The 18,720-nt window shown below is 48.5% G+C and carries 19 protein-coding genes, 1 tRNA gene and 1 riboswitch; of the genes, 4 read left to right on the top strand and 16 right to left on the bottom strand.

Annotated elements, in window-relative coordinates; translation table 11 throughout:
* Positions 1-299: 299 nt before the first annotated feature.
* The 6 genes from ABH897_RS11940 to ABH897_RS11915 are packed head-to-tail and all read right to left on the bottom strand — an operon-like array spanning position 300 to position 6,414.
* Positions 300-2,627, bottom strand: a complete 2,328-nt coding sequence (locus ABH897_RS11940; RefSeq protein ID WP_404592031.1) for a histidine kinase — start codon at positions 2,625-2,627, stop codon at positions 300-302.
* On the bottom strand, positions 2,614-2,805 hold the full coding sequence (locus ABH897_RS11935) for a hypothetical protein (RefSeq protein ID WP_404592029.1): 192 nt from the start codon (positions 2,803-2,805) through the stop codon (positions 2,614-2,616). Before ABH897_RS11935 ends, ABH897_RS11940 begins: the two co-directional genes overlap by 14 nt.
* A 38-nt stretch (positions 2,806-2,843) precedes the next feature.
* Positions 2,844-3,731 (bottom strand): metal ABC transporter permease, encoded by an 888-nt coding sequence (locus tag ABH897_RS11930; RefSeq protein WP_137062022.1) that lies wholly within the window; start codon positions 3,729-3,731, stop codon positions 2,844-2,846.
* Complete coding sequence (locus ABH897_RS11925; protein ID WP_283655077.1) at positions 3,728-4,657, bottom strand: metal ABC transporter permease; 930 nt, start codon at positions 4,655-4,657, stop codon at positions 3,728-3,730. Before ABH897_RS11925 ends, ABH897_RS11930 begins: the two co-directional genes overlap by 4 nt.
* A 5-nt stretch (positions 4,658-4,662) precedes the next feature.
* Complete coding sequence (locus tag ABH897_RS11920) at positions 4,663-5,427, bottom strand: metal ABC transporter ATP-binding protein (RefSeq protein ID WP_283655076.1); 765 nt, start codon at positions 5,425-5,427, stop codon at positions 4,663-4,665.
* A gap of 15 nt (positions 5,428-5,442) precedes the next feature.
* Entirely contained in the window at positions 5,443-6,414 is a 972-nt protein-coding gene (locus ABH897_RS11915) for a metal ABC transporter solute-binding protein, Zn/Mn family (RefSeq protein WP_283655075.1), read from the bottom strand.
* Positions 6,415-6,650: 236 nt separating this feature from the next.
* On the opposite strand from ABH897_RS11915, the gene ABH897_RS11910 reads away from it, so the two are divergent.
* Entirely contained in the window at positions 6,651-7,460 is an 810-nt protein-coding gene (locus ABH897_RS11910; RefSeq protein WP_283655074.1) for a DUF3153 domain-containing protein, read from the top strand.
* 4 nt (positions 7,461-7,464) lie between these two features.
* Here the strand turns inward: ABH897_RS11910 and ABH897_RS11905 are convergent, their stop codons facing one another.
* The 3 genes from ABH897_RS11905 to ABH897_RS11895 all read right to left on the bottom strand — a co-directional run bounded on the left by ABH897_RS11905 (position 7,465) and on the right by ABH897_RS11895 (position 8,899).
* The gene (locus ABH897_RS11905) at positions 7,465-7,905 is read right to left on the bottom strand and encodes a thiol-disulfide oxidoreductase DCC family protein (RefSeq protein ID WP_283655073.1); all 441 of its coding nucleotides are present in this window, start codon (positions 7,903-7,905) and stop codon (positions 7,465-7,467) included.
* 123 nt (positions 7,906-8,028) lie between these two features.
* Complete coding sequence (locus ABH897_RS11900; RefSeq protein WP_137062016.1) at positions 8,029-8,355, bottom strand: hypothetical protein; 327 nt, start codon at positions 8,353-8,355, stop codon at positions 8,029-8,031.
* 124 nt (positions 8,356-8,479) lie between these two features.
* On the bottom strand, positions 8,480-8,899 hold the full coding sequence (locus ABH897_RS11895; protein ID WP_283655072.1) for an organic hydroperoxide resistance protein: 420 nt from the start codon (positions 8,897-8,899) through the stop codon (positions 8,480-8,482).
* Between the two features lie 290 nt (positions 8,900-9,189).
* On the opposite strand from ABH897_RS11895, the gene ABH897_RS11890 reads away from it, so the two are divergent.
* Positions 9,190-10,512: an Nramp family divalent metal transporter gene (locus ABH897_RS11890; RefSeq protein WP_404519883.1), complete on the top strand. Its 1,323-nt coding sequence runs from the start codon at positions 9,190-9,192 to the stop codon at positions 10,510-10,512.
* Between the two features lie 97 nt (positions 10,513-10,609).
* On the opposite strand, the gene kdpC is transcribed toward ABH897_RS11890, so the two are convergent.
* The 6 genes from kdpC to ABH897_RS11860 form a co-directional block, all read right to left on the bottom strand.
* Positions 10,610-11,335 (bottom strand): potassium-transporting ATPase subunit KdpC, encoded by a 726-nt coding sequence (gene kdpC / locus ABH897_RS11885; protein ID WP_283656220.1) that lies wholly within the window; start codon positions 11,333-11,335, stop codon positions 10,610-10,612.
* Between the two features lie 58 nt (positions 11,336-11,393).
* The gene (gene kdpB / locus ABH897_RS11880; protein ID WP_404519882.1) at positions 11,394-13,424 is read right to left on the bottom strand and encodes a potassium-transporting ATPase subunit KdpB; all 2,031 of its coding nucleotides are present in this window, start codon (positions 13,422-13,424) and stop codon (positions 11,394-11,396) included.
* A 52-nt stretch (positions 13,425-13,476) separates the two neighbouring features.
* Positions 13,477-15,153, bottom strand: coding sequence for a potassium-transporting ATPase subunit KdpA (gene kdpA / locus ABH897_RS11875; protein WP_283657988.1), 1,677 nt, complete (start codon positions 15,151-15,153; stop codon positions 13,477-13,479).
* A 149-nt stretch (positions 15,154-15,302) separates the two neighbouring features.
* On the bottom strand, positions 15,303-15,377 hold the full coding sequence (gene kdpF / locus ABH897_RS11870) for a K(+)-transporting ATPase subunit F (protein WP_223264321.1): 75 nt from the start codon (positions 15,375-15,377) through the stop codon (positions 15,303-15,305).
* A 215-nt stretch (positions 15,378-15,592) separates the two neighbouring features.
* Complete coding sequence (locus tag ABH897_RS11865; RefSeq protein ID WP_283655069.1) at positions 15,593-15,988, bottom strand: hypothetical protein; 396 nt, start codon at positions 15,986-15,988, stop codon at positions 15,593-15,595.
* 115 nt (positions 15,989-16,103) lie between these two features.
* A riboswitch (cyclic di-AMP (ydaO/yuaA leader) is annotated at positions 16,104-16,279 on the bottom strand.
* Positions 16,280-16,438: 159 nt separating this feature from the next.
* Positions 16,439-16,621 carry a hypothetical protein gene (locus ABH897_RS11860; protein WP_404529652.1) on the bottom strand — a complete coding sequence of 61 codons (183 nt, stop codon included), beginning with the start codon at positions 16,619-16,621 and terminating at the stop codon, positions 16,439-16,441.
* A 125-nt stretch (positions 16,622-16,746) separates the two neighbouring features.
* On the opposite strand from ABH897_RS11860, the gene ABH897_RS11855 reads away from it, so the two are divergent.
* Complete coding sequence (locus ABH897_RS11855; protein WP_283655068.1) at positions 16,747-17,232, top strand: glutathione peroxidase; 486 nt, start codon at positions 16,747-16,749, stop codon at positions 17,230-17,232.
* Positions 17,233-17,384: 152 nt separating this feature from the next.
* On the opposite strand, the gene ABH897_RS11850 is transcribed toward ABH897_RS11855, so the two are convergent.
* Positions 17,385-17,467: transfer RNA gene (locus ABH897_RS11850), tRNA-Leu, on the bottom strand.
* A 262-nt stretch (positions 17,468-17,729) separates the two neighbouring features.
* On the opposite strand from ABH897_RS11850, the gene ABH897_RS11845 reads away from it, so the two are divergent.
* A complete protein-coding gene (locus ABH897_RS11845; RefSeq protein ID WP_349361957.1) occupies positions 17,730-18,419 on the top strand; it encodes an urease accessory protein UreF in 690 nt (229 codons plus the stop codon).
* The last annotated feature ends 301 nt before the right edge of the window (positions 18,420-18,720 follow it).

Raw genomic sequence — 18,720 nt, 5'->3', positions numbered from 1 at the left:
ACAGTCATGGTGACGATGATGACGATGTTTCCGGTGGTGATGGTGATGGCCTTTCAGCACGCCACATTCCACATGAGTGAAATGACGACGTTTAACTTTAGGTTCAAATTTAATTGTAGTCACCGTTGTTTTGAAAATCTTCTTAAAGAAACGTTTTCTTGGCTTAGGAAAATGACAATGACGCGGACGATGTTTAAACATATTCGAATTCGCCTCCAATTCTTTGAGATAGAATATACTATGGAAGCACTGAACAACCGGAAACCAGCATCTGACTATTTATAAAAGGATTAGGCGATTCAATCCTCTTCCTCCAACTTGATGTCCGGGTCATAGTCCGCCACGATCAGAACATCCATATGACGCGCTTGACGGAGAATTTGCGGGACGACCGCATCCTTTCCCCAACGGCTTCTTCTGGAGGACTGCCCCACAATTAACTGCGTCCCCGTGTACCCTTCCACCGGAGTAATCAATATATCAGCAATCTTTCCCCGACTGGAAACAAGCCGGATTTCGAAGGTTCCTCCCAGACGGTGGGTTAGCATTTTCAACTGCTCCAGTCGGGAGTTTAGCTTCTCCGGTATGCTTATACCTACATGAACATAGGTCACGATCCACACCGCCTTCAAACGAAAAGCAATACGAAAACCGCGTCGAATCAGCCTTTCGGCATTGTTACTGAGCGTCACCCCTACGAAAATTACTTCCTCTCTACGCCACGGACCTCTAAGCGATTCGTGTCGATCCCACGATTCCAGCCGTTCGTCTACGTCATCTGCCAATTCCCGCAGAGCAAGCTCCCGCAAGGCAATCAGATTGCCTAATTTAAAAAAATGGCTAAGCGCCTGCTCCACCTTGACAGGATCGTATATTTTGCCATCACGCATACGCTGTTGCAACGATTTGGGAGCCACATCAATGAGCTGCACCTCATCGGCCAGCCGCATCATATGGTCGGGAACAGTCTCCCTCACCCGAATCCCGGTAATCTGCTCAACCGCGTCATTCAGGCTCTCCAGATGCTGTACATTCATTGTGGAAATGACAGAAATCCCTTGTTCCAAAATCATCAGCACATCCTCATAACGCTTGGATCTTGAACTGCCGGGAACATTGGTATGCGCCAGTTCGTCAATTAGGACCACCTCGGGATTGCGCCTGAGAATCGCTTCAGTGTCCATTTCCTCCAAATGTACGCCATGCCGCTCCATAGTCTGACGAGGAACGGTATCCAGCAAGCCTACTTGTGTCAGCGTTTCCGTCCTTCCATGCGTTTCCAGTAGTCCGATAACAACATCAATCCCGCTTGTCAGCAGATCATTTCCCTCTCTGAGCATCGTGTACGTCTTGCCGACACCGGGAGCAGCACCAATATATACCTTGAGCCTGCCGCGCCGGATTTTGGCAGCCTCAGCCTGCGCTTCTTCATCGCTCAGACGATGATACGGATCATTGTCTCCTTCCTCCTGCCTCATCGTCGGCAAAATACGTTCGCCCTCCTGCTCAGCGCGGTCGGCAATAAGCAGCAGATCCATATTTTTCATTCGCTTAAAGATTCCGTTCACCAGCGAGCCTCTAACCAGTTCCTGCCACCGGGTCTGCCGGGAATGTCCCATAACGATCCGGGTAACATTGCGCGCCACCGCATAATGGATAAGCTGCCGAGGCAATCTTCTGCGGGAAATGAGCGGGATTTCTTCAAATTCCGACCCTACCTTGTCAACCAGTTGCTCAATCGAGCGCTTGAAGGCCGCCGATTCCTTGGACAGCTTGCGCTTCGGATCGACAAAGGAGGCCACCAGCATATCTCCACCCAGCCGCTTGGCCACTTGCTCCCCCCTGCGTACATAAATGGACCCGTTCCAGTGATACTGGACAGGCACCAAAATACGCTCTGCGGCTCCTGATGCCCCGTGCAAACCCAATTCCTCTCGATGCCGTTCCAGTGAATCGTTCACATCCTCCGCCACCAATCGCAGAGCCAGCTCACGCAGCTTACCCAGATTCCCCCGATGAAACATCTCAGGATTGGGCGCATGCATGTACCCTTTCGCCAGCCGTTCCAAAATCGTTTCGGGTGTGACATCAATCAGACGAATTTCATCCGCCAGCTCCAGCGTATCGATAGGAACTGTATATTCCGTTTCTATTCCTGTTAGCTGATAAACCCACTCCGTAATTCCTTCCAGCTCATAGACATTGACCGTCGTAATGACACTAATCCCCAGCTCCAGCAGATATTGAATATCCTCCAGCCGGGTTGGAAATGGGGCGCCTTCCCGGTTGCGATGTGCCAAATGATCCACCAGCACCACCTCGGGATTGCGTTCCTCCAGTGCTTTTAGATTTAAATCCTTCTGCTCTATCCCATCCTGAACCCAATGGATACTGGGTATCCGCTCCAGCGTGCCCACCTGCTCCACCGTCTCGCGCCGCTGCATGGTCGACACTGCACAAATCACAACGTCGATACCTTCATGCTGAAGCGATTGTCCTTCCTGAAGCATATGATACGTTTTGCCCGATCCACTGACCGCTCCAATGTATATTTTGAGTCTGCCTCGATGCAGTTTATTAATGGAATCCAATATTTCCTCTGGTGATTTACGTTTAAAGCTCTCCATCTTTGTGCCTCCCTGCAACGTGACAGATCGTTCCGTCCGTTCTTGTATCGCTGTAATGAATGTACTCCCGTGTCCCCAACAATTCAAGACGATCCGCTCCAGCTTGCGCCAAATAAGTCACACAGGGCAGCATACGCGCAAAAAAACGCGCATTCAGGCATTTTCTACCTGTCTGCACGCTATTTTAGGCACTCATAGATGATCGCTTTCTGCGAATTACTTGCTGTCTTCACGAACCAGTCCTCGTTGCTGGAACAACTTTTGCCACACCACCCCATGGGACGGGGAAAAGAGAAAGGCCAACAGCAACAGCAAACCCGATACACACAGCATACATGCGGCAATAGAGGCATCCAGTACACTTGCTATGTAAAAGCCTGCTACCGAACTGATCGCCCCCAACCCGACGCTGTACACAATCATACGGGATAACTTCTCCGTCAGCAGATAAGCCGTAAGAGGCGGTACCACGAGCATTCCGACCACCAGAATCGCACCCACGCTCTCAAACGATGCCACCGTCGTAAGCGAGACGAGACTCATCAGCAGATAGTGAAAAAAAACAACCGGAATACCTACCGAAGCCGCCAGCGCAGGATCGAAAGAAGTGATTTTAAATTGTTTGAAAAATACTCCTACCACGAGCAAATTAATCAAAAACATCGCACCCGTAATCCATACCGCTCTCGGACCGACATCTACGCCGGCTATCTCCAGCGTATTCCATGGCACATATGCAATCTCACCATATAGCACGTGATCCATATCCAGATGGACATTGGAAGCAAACACACTAACCAGCAGAACACCTATGGCAAACAGTGTCGTAAACACCACACCAATGGCGGCGTCACTTTGCAGACCACTTTGTTGGAACAGCTGAATCAGATACACCGTAAGGAGTCCCAATACCGCTGCACCAAACATCATCCACACCGAATCCCTGGACCCGCTGATCAAAAAGGCAATGACAATCCCTGGCAACACGGCATGGCTGATGGCATCACCAATCATGGCCATTTTTCGTAGCACGAGAAAACAGCCGACAATGCTGCATCCCCCTGCCACTAACATTCCAGTCAAGATCACATAAAATGTACTCACAGGGCATGCTCCTTTCCTGGCTGTGTTGCAGCTGCCAGCTCCAGATTCTTTTTGGCGTTCAACCGAACGATAGCCTTGGAAATCAATCCACGCTGCGGTGCAAAAACCAGACTCACCCCGAACACGACAGTCGCACACAGCACACACAACGGCCCTGTGGGCAGATTTTGTCCCAGAGAACTAATAATTGTTCCACCGAAGCCCGCTATAGCACCAAACAAACCCGACAGACACACCATGACCCCCAGCTTCTCCGTCCAGTATCTTGCAGACACCGCGGGTGTAATTAACAAGGCCGCCATCATAATGACACCCACCGCCTGAATACCGGCAACCACCGCAATAACAATCAGCAGCATCAACAGCTTATCCAGCAAGCCTGCCGGAAAACCAAGTCCACGGGCAAAGCCGGGATCAAAGCTAAGCAGCTTAAATTCCTTGAAGAACAATATACAGATCCCGATCAGTACCACCGAAATGGCCGCCATCGTGTAAACATCAGACAATACCATCGCCGCTGCCTGACCGAACAGAAATTTATCCAGCCCGCTCTGATTCCCCGCCCCGCTGTGCTGGATTTCCGTCAAGAGCATAATGCCAAAGCCGAAAAATACAGACAGCACGGCCGCAATCGCCGAATCGCTTTTGATTCGTGAGTATCGGGTCAGCGCACTGATGGCAAAGGTTGCAACAATACCTGCAATGGCGGCCCCGATCATAAATCCAAATACGGATTTTGTGCCCGTAATCATAAACGCTACACATACCCCCGGCAAAGCCGCATGTGCCAAAGCATCCCCCATGAGCGACTGCTTGCGCAAATACATAAAGCTGCCAATCACGCCGCTGCTTAAACCGAGCAAGATGCAGCCCAGTAAAATCCACTGCATATTCGGATCGGCCAAAAGCGTAGCCAAGCTTGTCATACCGCTCACCTCACTCCGAGTATCGATCCGGAATCCGGACCTGTTTTGAGTATGCTCAGACGTCCGCCATACGTACGTTGCAGATTTTCCTCGGTGAAAATATCTGCCGTCTCTCCGAACCCCATCAGATGCCCGTTTAGCAGCATGACCTGATCAAAATAATCTGTGACCGTAGACAAATCATGATGAACGACAAGTACGGTTTTTCCTTGCCGCTTCAGATCTGTGAGCAATGAAATAATGGCTTTTTCTGTTGCAGCGTCCACACCTACAAACGGTTCATCCATAAAATAAAGCTGAGCGTCCTGCGCAAGTGCTCTGGCTAGAAAAACACGCTGCTGCTGCCCGCCGGATAACTGACTGATCTGCCTGTCCGCATAGTCGCTCATGCCTACCTTGTCCAGACTTTCCAGCGCAGCCTGACGATCAGCGGCTCCCGGCCGCTTGAACCAACCAAGTCTGCCATATCGTCCCATCATGACCACATCCAGCGCATTCGTTGGAAAATCCCAATCTACCGACTCACGTTGCGGCACATAACCAACCTTGAGCAACTGCTGTTTATAAGGCTTGCCGTAAACCAACACCTCGCCCCTGAGCTTTGGTATTAGTCCCAGCGCAGCCTTGATCAGCGTGGACTTCCCAGCCCCGTTCGGACCGATAATACCAATCAGCTTGCCTTCTGGCACCTCGAAGGAAACGTCAAGCAGAACGGGCTTTTTTTGATAAGCTACAGATAAATCACGAACCACAAGCGGTGAATGCCTCATGTGTTGCCTCCTCCTTTAATTAAGAGCTTTAACAATCGTATTGACGTTATGCTTGACCATTCCAATATACGTACCGTCTTCCGTGCCCTCTTCACCCATGGCATCCGAGTACAACTCGCCACCAACCTTGATCGTATGACCCTGCTGAGCCGCTCCCTGAATGACCGCATCTATGGCCTTTCTCGGAACGCTGGATTCTACGAATATGGCCTTGATTTTATGTTCAACCAAATAATCACGCAGCTTGGTCACATCCTGAGAGCCCGCTTCTGATTCTGTACTCATTCCTTGAAGCCCTTTCACTTGAATGTCGTATGCATCTCCGAAATAGCCAAAAGCATCATGGGCCGTGACGAGCACGCGCTGGGCTTCCGGTATGCTGGCAATCTGCTCCCGCGTGTAATCATCCAGCTTCCGCAGCTCAGCGAGATAGGCTTCTGCATTCGCCTTATAATCCTCCGCATGAGCAGCATCAAGCGCAGACAATTCATCTCTGACGGTTTCTACCGCAGACATCCAGTTTTGTACGTTAAACCAGATATGCGGATCATGCTCCGACCCCATTTCCGGGCTACCTGAGCGCAACTGATCCTGAGCAATATTTTTGGATACAGGTACGACAGGTTTTTGCTTGCCGATCTTCTCCAAAATGTCCTGCATTTTTCCTTCCAGATGCAACCCGTTATAAAAAATAATATCTGCCTGATCCAGTTTGCGCATATCTCCCTGAGAAGCCTTGTACAAATGCGGGTCAACGCCTGATCTCATAATGCCTGTGACCTCCACATGATTACCGCCTACCTTGCCGACAATATCAGAAATCATGCCAATAGTAGCTGTGGCCTTTATTTTTTGCCCCGCCTCCCCGGCAGCTCCCTGCTCCGCCTTCTTACCATTAGTGCATGCACTTGCTGCAACTAAAATCAGGAACAATGTTCCTGCAATCAAAGCCCAACGCGGTACAGCCGCCTTAAACCGTTTATTCATGTTTCAATATCCTCCTCTATTTATATGCATTCAGGACAAACTATTTCGTGTTATCAATTGTTTTTTACTAATACTATTTTTTAGAGTATACACTAAAATGTTTCCCTAGGTAAACATATTAAATATAAAAATCTATTTATACTGTCAGCTCGTTCGATTTTAGCTCTCCGAATGTGTAATATATAGAAGATATCCAATCGTTAAATGAAAGAACATATATAAAGAAGGTGAAGATCATGGAGCAAACAGAATACGACCCTTACCGGGACAAGCATCAACAAAATCAAACACGGAAAATGCTGCCCATTTTTGTGTTGCTGTGCTGTCTGATCCCTCTCACTTCCTGTGCACGTGGGGATGTCCATGTAGACGTTCATCTGGATCAGAGCGTGGATATGGATGCTTCGTTCAGTGTAAACAATCAGACGCTGTTGATGCTGAATAATCCCGGGCTACTGGACCGCTTGGCCAAGCGGATTCAAGGCAACAGTCTAAATGTTAAGCCACTATCTGAGCAGGGAAGAAAGGGTTATCAAATCAAGGGGCACTATCAAGGAGATTGGAGTACAAGCGGAAAAAATCCCATTCTGGGTTTAAATCTACCTGAGGGATTAGAATTTAAAAGCGCTGTGACTCAACATTTTTTCACAACGAATGTTGATCTTACAATGAAGCTCGATCTGCCACGAATGCTTCCTGAAGAAGCTCGGGGACTGAGTGACAAATTGGAGCAAATGAATGTGTTCGCACGCAAAATACTGGAGCGGCAGCTTGATCTTAATTTTAGCCTGTCCTTACCGATCCAGCCCGCTGCGAGCAATGCCGACAGTGTATCGGCAGACGGGAAAACGCTACGTTGGGATATTGCCCCATTAGAGCCTAATGAGCTAAAGCTATCCGTCAACGTACCCAATGTGCGTCATATTATATATGTAGCCGTTGCGGGCCTGATCCTCATTACGGCAATTGTGATATGGCTAATCCGTCGTCATCGCTCCAAAAAGGGCGCTAATAAGGAAGCTGCTCCTCCGAAACCTGAATCCTGAACAGTTAAAAAAATCGTTGCCTCATTTCTGGTGGGGGGATCTGACATTGATCCTCCTCATCCTTGCCAAACCAGCGGTATCGGTTACGTGCCACCCAGCTATAGACTGCATTGCGTATAAAGCGGGGGACGAGGATGAAGACATAGGCCAGCGGATATGGAAAACGAAGACGTCTGGCAATCCGCAGAGCTGCGGTTGACCTCGTGTAATACATACCGCCTTCAATTAGTACGAACGTATCCAGCTTATCCGTTGACAATCCTCCTGCACGCAATAGCTTTTGTCCCTGCTCGGATTGCAAGGAACCAAAATGAAACCTCCCCTTCGGGTCACGCTTAATAATGAAGCGGGCCGCCCCCTGACAAAAATGGCATACACCATCCACCAACACAATTGAATAATCTTGCTGAGAAGGATTTCGATAAGCATCGTCAGATTGCTTCATAAATGCATTTCACCTCCAGGAAATAAACAACAGAATATAATCAGCAATATAGTATAAACAAAAAAACGCCGAAATCATCCGACGCTTGTTTAACAATGTATAGGCTTTTACCTGTTTTGAGAACTAGCTCAATGCTTTCTCAAACAGCTGTTTCGATTTAATTTGCTCTAAAAACTCATCATGGAACTTATCCATACACTTGCAGATAAAATCCTTATGACATACCGGGCAAGGCGTCGTTAGCAATCGACTGATATTCGTCAAGATCCACTCCGGATTACGTTGAGAAAAAACGCGGCACTCCGTTCCATCGGCCAAACTCATTTTAAACTCATAAAGCCCTTCTTTTTCGTTGCTGCCAGCCAGCGTGAAATTAACAATATTCGGTCTGTAAGACATCATATCACCCGTATTTTTCAAATTTGTTTCGTACCTGATGACCAGAATCACCTAAGCCATCTTAATGAATTTTGGCGATGATGTCAAATGGTCGCGGATCTCGGCGAATCAAGGTCTATATGCAAAAGCCGCCGATCAATCAGCGGCTGGAACGTAGAGATGATGTGTTTCGTGATCAAATGACGTTCAGCTCAACGTCAATGTTGCCGCGAGTCGCTTTGGAGTATGGACAAAAATCATGCGCCTGACGTGCCAAATCTTCGGCTTGGGGACGCTCAACACCCGGTATTTTCACGTCCAGACGCACCGCTAATTGGAAGCCGCCGTCGCTCGGGTCCTTGCCGATGGACACGTGGCTGGTGACCTCAACATTGTCTACCTTTACCTTGGCTTTGCGGGCTACATTAGCCAATGCGCTCTCATAACATGCACCATAGCCTGCCGCAAACAATTGCTCCGGATTCGTTGCCTCTCCACCTGCGCCACCCAATTCCTTCGGCGTACTGAGCTTATGCTTCAAAACTCCGTCCGAGGAAGCGACAGAGCCGTCTCTTCCACCATGTACCGTTGCTGATGCTGTGTATAATGCTTCCATGATTTCATCTCTCCTTCTTTTATGTTTTACATTCTGCTGGCTGGGATTATCGTCATATTAATGATGATTTCCTTCTCGTATGTACTTTAAACGAACCACACAAAATGAATCATTTGAAATATGAATGAAGGGAAAGCTTGATTTTTTCATTATATCTATAAAATAAGATTAATTTGCTTGACCACACAAAAGTTGCACTAGACAAAAACTATTGTGGGTGTACAATAGGGATAAGGCAATCATTATGTCACTAATAATATATTTCAACATGAATAAAGAAGGTGAAGCGTATGAGAAATACAAAAGGTAACTTGGCGGAAATCGCTTCACTAGCGGAAGTGAATCGTTCCTTGAACGTCCCGAAGAACGGCACGTGGTTTCGGAAATTCCTAGCCTTTGCCGGACCCGGCTATATGGTCGCTGTCGGCTATATGGACCCCGGCAACTGGGCTACAGACATTGCGGGCGGATCGCAATTTGGCTATACACTGCTCAGTGTCATTCTGATCTCTAATCTGATGGCCATCTTGCTGCAGGCCTTATCCGGCAAGCTCGGCATTGCCACAGGTAAAGATTTGGCTCAAATGTGCCGTGAAGCCTACAGTCGCCCGGTCGCGATCGGCTTATGGCTTTTATGCGAAATCGCTATTGCAGCCATGGATTTGGCCGAGGTCATCGGTTCAGCCATTGCACTCAAGCTGCTGTTCGGCATACCCCTATTGTACGGTGTCCTGATTACTGCATTCGATGTCATGCTCATTTTATTGCTGCAAAACAAAGGTTTTCGTGCTTTGGAAACGCTGGTCATTGTACTGATGGTGACGATTGCCGGCTGCTTTGGCATCAATCTCATTTTGGCCCAACCGGAATGGAGCGGCGTGTTAGGTGGCTTTGTGCCGGACTCGCAAATCTTGACCAACCCAAGCATGCTGTATATCGCCATTGGTATTATGGGTGCTACCGTGATGCCCCATAACCTGTACCTGCATTCGTCCATCGTACAAACTCGTAAATTCGAGCAGACGTCAGCAGGCAAACGGGAGGCTATCAAATTCGCGACATGGGATTCGAGTATAGCACTCATGTTCGCCCTGTTTATCAATGCCGCCATTCTGATCGTGGCCGCAGCCGTGTTCCATACAGCAGGAAAAACCGATGTGGCGGAAATCAGCGATGCTTTCTATCTGCTGTCGCCATTGCTCGGAACCACACTCGCGAGTATCCTGTTCGGGGTGGCGCTGCTCGCTTCCGGTCAGAATTCAACCGTAACCGGTACCTTAGCCGGGCAAATCGTCATGGAGGGCTTTCTCAGCCTTCGTCTCGCGCCTTGGCTGCGCCGTCTGGTGACCCGACTCATTGCTATCATTCCAGCGGTAATCGTCACAGCTATCGCGGGTGAAAAAGGGGCCGAAGAGCTGCTGGTACTAAGTCAGGTTATTCTGTCCATCCAGCTTCCCTTTGCCATCATCCCATTGCTGATCTTCACCAGCGACAAAAAGCGTATGGGTGAGTTTGCGAACAAAACATGGCAAAAAGTATTAACCTGGATCGTGACCGCCGTCATCATTGTTTTGAATGTGGTGCTTATCATTCAAACCATTTCAGGTCATTGAGAGATAAGCAACACTTTAAAATCAAGAAAAAGGTATCTCACTAGCCCAAATGGCTGCGGGATACCTTTTTTTGATCGCTCTATTCCAACCTCTAGACTTACCGCTTGGCAGGCTGGGCCCGCGTTTGGGCTTCAAGCGCGAGGTTCAGCTTGAGCACGTTCACACGTGGCTCACCAAACACTCCGGCACTGCGTCCTTCGGTCTGCTCCTGCACCAGTGCCTTCAGCTTATCCTGCGCAATACCGGTCAAGCCGCTAATACGCGGGATCTGAACCTGTGCCGCCTGCGGCGAGATATGCGGGTCCAGACCAGAGCCGGAGTTCGTAATCAGGTCCACCGGAACCTGACTGATCGGTACATCCGGGTTATTTTTCTGCCAATCCGCTATGGAATCCTTGACCCGCTGTATCAAGGCCGGATTGGACGGTGCGTAGTTACTGGAGCCTGAACCGGCCCCATTATAATCTATGCTCGATACCCGCCCCTGAAAAAACGCCGGATTGGCAAAGGACTGCCCGATCAGCTCGGAGCCGACTACCTGACCCTCGGCATTACGAAGCATACTGCCATTCGCCTGCTGCGGAAACAATACCTGTGCCACGCCCGTGCTAACCAGCGGATAAGCGAGGCCGCACAGGAGGATCATCAGCACCGAGGTACGCAAGGCTACTCCTATAATGGTGCCTCCCCGCATCTCTTCTCTCTCCGACTGTCCATTCGGCACAGCCCCCTCTGGACGCTTGTTATTCCCCTGCCGGGCAGACCCGGCTTTTTCGTGGGCAGCAAATCTGCGTCCAGACATCATCCGATAAAAGCCACTCATATTGCTCACCCTTTCCGCTTCCATTCAGTATCCAAGATGCACACCTTCACAGGCTGCGTTAAATCCACAAATGCACTAGCAAATCAATGGCTTTAATGCCAACAAACGGCACCACCATACCGCCCAAACCGTAAATCAGCAAATTCCGTCCCAGCAGGCGATCCGAGCTCATGGGCTTATACTTCACGCCCTTCATGGCCAGCGGGATCAGAAGCGGAATAATAACAGCATTAAAGATCAGCGCCGACAAAATAGCGGACAACGGAGAGCCAAGCCCCATTACGTTCAATGCGCTCATTTGCGGAATCGCCAGCATGAACATCGCCGGAATAATGGCAAAATATTTGGCAACATCGTTCGCGATACTGAATGTCGTCAAAGCACCGCGTGTCATGAGTAACTGCTTTCCGATAGCGACCACCTCAATAATTTTGGACGGATCGGAATCCAGGTCCACCATATTGGCGGCTTCCTTGGCTGCGACCGTGCCACTATTCATGGCAAGCCCAACGTCAGCCTGCGCCAGCGCAGGAGCATCATTCGTACCGTCCCCGGTCATGGCAACCAGCTTTCCCAGCTCCTGCTCACGACGAATAACCGCGATCTTATCCTCTGGCTTGCTTTCAGCCACAAAATCATCCACACCCGCTTCCCGCGCAATCGTCGCAGCAGTCAGCGGATTATCCCCTGTACACATGATCGTACGGATACCCATTTCCCGGAGCTGATCGAACCGCTCCTTCATGCCCGGCTTCACCGTGTCCTTCAAATAAATAATGCCATACATCTGATCATCCAGCGCGACAGCCAGCGGCGTACCTCCTTCAGAGGCCACCTGATTCGCCTTTTCCTCCAGATCGGCTGGGACGCTGCCGTTTTGCGATAGTACCCACTGCCGGACAGAGTCCACCGCGCCCTTACGTACCTTTCGTCCATCGGCCAGATCCAGACCACTCATCCGGGTTTCCGCCTTGAACTCGATAAAGGTCCCTCCTGCTGCCAAGGATTCATCCAGTGTGTACTCCTGCTTGCGCATCAACTCCAGAACTGAGCGCCCCTCGGGCGTCTCATCCTTCATCGAGCTCATCGCAGCCCACTTTACTAACTTTATTTCCTCTACGCCCCCTACAGGCACGAATTGGCTCGCCATCCGGTTACCGAAGGTAATTGTACCCGTTTTGTCCAGAATCATTGTATTGATGTCTCCAGATGCTTCTACCGCCTTGCCTGACATCGCCAGCACGTTAAACTGCGTGACCCGGTCCATACCGGCAATCCCGATGGCTGACAGCAGTCCTCCAATCGTCGTCGGAATCAGACAGACCAGTAACGAGATAAGTATGGGAACAGGCAGATCGATGTTAAAATGACGAGCAATCGGTGCTAGTGTCACTACCACGATCAGAAAAATAATCGTTAGGCTGATCAGCAGGGTATTCAGCGCAATCTCGTTCGGCGTCTTTTGCCGCTGTGCGCCTTCCACGAGCGAAATCATTTTATCAATGAACGTCTCACCCGGTTCTGTCGTAATCCGGACCTTAATCCGGTCACTAACCACACGCGTCCCGCCGGTTACCGAGCAAAAATCACCACCCGATTCCTTGATCACCGGAGCCGATTCTCCCGTAATCGCCGATTCATCCACTGAGGCAAGACCTTCAATAACCTCACCATCGCTCGGAATCATCTCGCCCTGGGACACCATCACAATGTCACCTTTCCGCAGCTCGGTTGAGCTGACCACCTGAATCTCATCCCCGACAAGCTTGTTAGCTTGTGTGTCCTGCTTGGATTTTTTCAAAGAGGCAGCTTGTGCTTTACCCCGACCCTCTGCGAGCGCTTCAGCAAAGTTAGCAAAGAGCAACGTGAACAACAGGATGATAAAAACAGCCAGGTTAAAGCCCATTTCATTACCCGTTCCAAAATAACCGGGAAACAGCAGCATCAGCAACACAACCAAAGTGCCGATCTCCACGACGAACATGACAGGATTTTTCATCATGATCATCGGATTTAATTTCATAAAGCTATCCTTGATCGCATGCTTCAAGATGCTTTTATCCAGCATGCGTTTGCGTTGTTCCTTCATGATCAAGCACCCCGTTCATCCATTCTCAATTTCTTCTTCATGTTCATCTTCTTCACATGGTCAAAAATTCAGCCACAGGCCCCAATACGATGACGGGCAAGAAGGTCAACGCACCAATCAGCAGCACAACCCCGATCAGAATCGCCCCAAACAGCTTGTTGTCCGTACGAAGTGTGCCTGTCGTCACTGGAGTCGGTGCTTTGGCATTCAATGAAGCTGCTACAGCTAACAGTGCAACAATCGATACATATCGTCCGAAGAACATAACGATACCCGTTGTCGCGTTCCAGAATACGTTGTTATCCGCAAGCCCCTCAAATCCCGAACCGTTATTAGCCGCAGATGACGCATATTCATATAACACCTGAGTCAACCCGTGATATCCGGGGTTTGTGACCGCATCGTATCCCCAATGACTCATAAAAGCGAGCGCAGTCGGCACCAAAATGAGAAACGGATGTACCAAAATGGCAATTGCGATCAGCTTCATTTCCTTGCCTTCAATCTTCCTGCCCATAAATTCCGGGGTCCTGCCGACCATCAATCCACATATAAATACACCCAGAATCGCGTACATCAGCATATTCATCAGCCCGACACCCTTACCGCCGAAAATGACGTTCAGCATCATTTCACCCAAAGCAGCCATACCGCCCAGCGGGGTCAGTGTATCGTGCATATTATTGACCGAACCTGTCGTAGCCGCCGTCGTTACCGCCGTGAACAGTGCCGATTGTCCGATGCCGAAGCGGACCTCTTTCCCTTCCATGCTTCCCTGAGAAGCATCCACCCCCAGTGCCTGAATCAGCGGATTACCCGTTTTCTCTGACACGTACGTAATAGATAGGAATACGAGAAACAGTACCATCATGGAGCTAAAAATAATCCACCCCTGCTTGCGATTACGAGCGAACAGCCCAAAGGTATACGGCAGAGAAGCTGGCATCACCCACATCGCCAAAATTTCCAGCACATTCGTCCAGGGACTTGGATTTTCAAAAGGATGCGCCGAGTTGGCCCCATCGAAACCGCCCCCGTTCGTCCCCAAGTGCTTGATCGATTCCATCGAAGCAACGGGTCCCAAGGCAATCTGTTGCTGTGTTCCACTCATCGTCGTGATATCCGCCGTAGGCTGAAGCGTCTGCGGTACTTTCAGTCCGACCAGCACCAGCGTAAGCACAAAGGCCAACGGAAGAAAAATCCGTATAATTGCTTTGATAAAATCCTGAAAAAAGTTGCCCATTCCTTCACCGCGCCGCGTCAATCCTCTCATAAAAGCCGCAGCAACCGCAAAACCGGAAGCAGCCGAAGTAAACATCATCATCGTAACGAACGCCATCTGCGTCATATACGTAAGTCCACTTTCTCCGCTGTAATGCTGGAGATTCGTATTGGTCATAAAGCTGATCACTGTATTAAAAGCCAGTGACGCTTCCATATTGTCGTTTCCAGCCGGATTACCGGGGAGCAGTCCCTGCAAGCGCAGTAGCACATAGCTGATCGCCACAAGCACGACATTCGTAGCGATAAAGCTCATCACATACGTGGTCCAACGCATGCTCTCCAGCTTTTTCAATCCTATAACCTTGTAAATCAGCTTCTCCGTCCCGCCAAACACTCGGTCCGTCCGATTCGGTTCATTTGAGAATACATGATACATATAGGTGCCCACTGGTTTCACCAAGAGCAGCAATATCACAATCACAATTCCAATTTGCAGCAGCTCCATCATCTATTCCCTCCTCCAAAATGCTCCTGCGTTTGGAATAACAGACGGGTTCGTAGCACCAGGCGTTGCACACGTTTGCGAAAGCCCGCTGCCTCTGATGCTTCATCCATGATCTGCTGTTCCCCGCCCGCTTGATCCTGTTTAGCTGATTAGAACTTTTCAGGATTCAGGAGTGCGTAGATTAAATACACAAACACAATAGCCGTAAGCGTAAGCACAACCATCATCCTTTTCGCCCTCCTTTGGAGGTCTGTGCATCACACCAGCGTACAAACAGCAGTATCACTCCATAACTCGCAGCCATCACGAGCAGCATGTATATATCCATCATGTTCATACCCTCCCGTATCTGTCCTCAGATCGTTATTCTTACACCCTCGTAAAATCAACATACAATTACTTTGAAAATTTTAATTTATATTAGCCATATCGTAAGCGACTATCCGTTCAGCAGGAAACCCACCTCTCCATTCAAAGTGTAGATCACATGGTCCGCTCCCAAACCTCGATAAATCCCTTGAGGATTACAGCCGTGTGTAATGACATAGATCGAATCTGATGTCAGCGGCCGGCATATTTGCAGAAAACGGCACGTCAGATTCAAGCTGTTCTCGAACAAATACACGCAGCCAATTTCTTTTTTGGGAAAATTCCATTTCCCCGCTTGCATCGTATTGATGCGCACAATATGCTCCACACCCATTTTTTTGAGCTGTCGTTCCTCCTGAGCGCTATTCGTAAGAACCGCAAACGCCAGTTTTTTGAACATAAGCAATTTCACAAAATTTCTGCCCGTTTCATTCGGTGCAGTGACAATGATTAGCCGACCTTCCATCAGTAGCTCCTCTCCCGGTATAAAAAGACAACAAAAAGAAGCCAAAGGAAAAAGGCTTTCCTCCGGCTTCTTACGTAACCATGATAAAATAAACCATGGCTGCACACGGCGGTTTGTTGCCTCTCCCTGTACGCTTACGAGGTTAGCTGTCGGATTCGGACGTGAGAGTCGCCCTATTTCTGACACTTGGCCAGAAAATTCACCCCTTGAGACACTCGGCCCTTTAAAAGCCGCATAGATCTCGTTTGGTTCCCCCGCTTTTGCAACTGCAAAATTCAGCGCTATAGACAATTCGTTGCTGCTTCATTCACTTAATTTGAAATTACGTCTTGAATCATACACCCGCGCAAGGAACACTGTAAAGCTCACCTGCGGGGTTATAAATCGGTCTTTGGAGCATAAAAGATTAATAATAGCGTTTACAACACAAATATCCTTCTCCCAGCTCCTTCAATCTCGGTTTTTCATCCCTTTTCGAAAATGAAGAGGCATGTCAATATTGGCGTATGGGGAGCATTTTTTGTCCTTTTTTTGTAAAAGAGAAAGGAAAAGTGCTGTATGTACCTGATAAACGCCGATTGAACCTGTTTTTACCATGAGAAACACCGCTATTTGCCCCATTTGCAGTGCCATTTGCCGTTTTGGACAAAATACGATTTTACAGCAGCAGACGGCGCATTACATCTATTTATAGACTTGCAACTCTTCGTTAAATTGCTTACAATTTAATTGTAGAATATCAAATTAGGAGGAAAACCATGACCGTTTATGAACATGATGCACAAACCCTGCAAGGGAAAGAAATTCCGTTGTCCACATACGAAGGAAAAGTACTGCTCATCGTGAATACAGCCAGCAAATGCGGGCTAACCCCCCAATACAAGGCGCTACAAGAGCTATATGACCAATACCATGAGCGGGGTCTTGAAATCTTAGGGTTTCCCAGCAACCAGTTTGCCAAGCAAGAGCCGGGTTCCAGCGAGGAAATTTCGGAGTTTTGCCAGATCAACTATGGAGTTACATTTCCGATGTTTGCCAAAATAGATGTCAATGGCGATCAGGCGCACCCTTTATTCCGCTACCTCACCCAAACAGCTCCGGGCGTATTAGGCTCCAAAGCAATCAAATGGAATTTTACTAAATTTTTGATTACACGCGAAGGTAACGTATTTAAGCGCTATGCCCCACAGACAACTCCGGATAAATTGGCGGGGGATATCGAGAAGCTCTTGCAACAAAGCTGACAGGTCCATCCCTGTTCACAAGCAGCCAATCCAAACGGCTGCTCCTGTGGCTAGGAAAAAGGGATATTTTAGTTCGGCTTATATAACAAAAAAAGCAGCCAATCACGTCAAAAACGTGTCAGGATGCTTTTTTAACTGTGTCTTGCATGTAATGCGGTCGAGAGGACTCGAACCTCCACGGGCGTACGCCCACTACCCCCTCAAGATAGCGTGTCTGCCATTCCACCACGACCGCAAATTCTAATGTTTTGAGGCAACAGATTTATTATACTCCCTTGCATTCTATTTGTAAACATAAATACAATAATTATTTTTATGTCAAATAATCTAACATATAAAAGCTATAAAAATATTTAATTTGACATATCAACACTATGAGTGTAAATATATATTACATAATATCTCTAAATTTTTTCTGAATTCATTTTTAAAGTCATTTAATATAACATAAACATTCTACTCCAAGGAGGCGAACCGCATTGCACAAAGGCAATCGTTTGCTGAACTACGCATTGCTGTTGGACCCTTCCCTGCCTGTCGGTGGCTTCACTCGTTCCTACGGGCTGGAGGAGCTGTTTCGCAATGGCCGCTTAACCTGTTTACAAGACCTGGAACACTATGCACGCACTGATCTGCTTCCTCAGTTCACATCCCTCGATGGCATGGCTATCAAAAGCCTTTATATTGCCGTTCAGCAAAATGATGGTTGGCGTATCGCCCTCATTGATAAAATGCTGCACGCCCAGCGCTCTTCCCTACAACACGTGAAAGAGTCACGCCTATCCGGCCAACGCCTGCTTAAGCTCGCCAAAGCCTTGTACCCTTGGCTTGAATTCGACCAACTCGAAGCTACACTCATCCAATACAATGCGATTGGTACACTTGCAACCGTTCATAGTTGGATTAACGTTTCCCTTGGAAATGATGTAGAGCAGACCATTCACGGCTACCTTGCCGCAGCAGTGTCCTTCTGTGTCGAAGATGCTTCCAAGCTGCTTAATCCCCCTTATGAGGAAAAGAATCCTGTTATTCAGCGAATGACCAACGAGCTTCTAACCGCATGGAAACAATTCAACACCCCAGAGTCTGAGCCAACCGCATTTCAGCGTGGCCTTCTGCATAGGCATTGGTCCAGCTCCTACATTGCTCAGCCACCCTATATGAGCAGCAACCACCAGCGCGGGTGAAATTCACTGATTCCTTTGTCCGGCCCCATTATACGCCTACAGCATCCCCCTGATGCCTGTTTTCACCAATCCAGTACCAACGACAAAAGCACTCCCACCACTTTTTCCAGTGGCAGAGTGCTCTTTTTATCCAGAATACAACTGCAATTTCGCACAATTAACAGGCTCCAGATGGATTATCCAGACATCCATCACTTAATTAAGTTATATTTTTATCTGAATTACGTATTTTAGATTGTAAAAACACGTATAAACGTGTATCATAGTTTTAGATGGTTAATTCTAACATGTTTACTGATGA

It is taken from the genome of Paenibacillus sp. RC73 (assembly GCF_044908085.1).
GTDB lineage: Bacteria > Bacillota > Bacilli > Paenibacillales > Paenibacillaceae > Paenibacillus > Paenibacillus terrae_A.
Note: the sequence above shows the minus strand (reverse complement) of the source record. Positions and strands in the feature narration are given on the sequence as shown.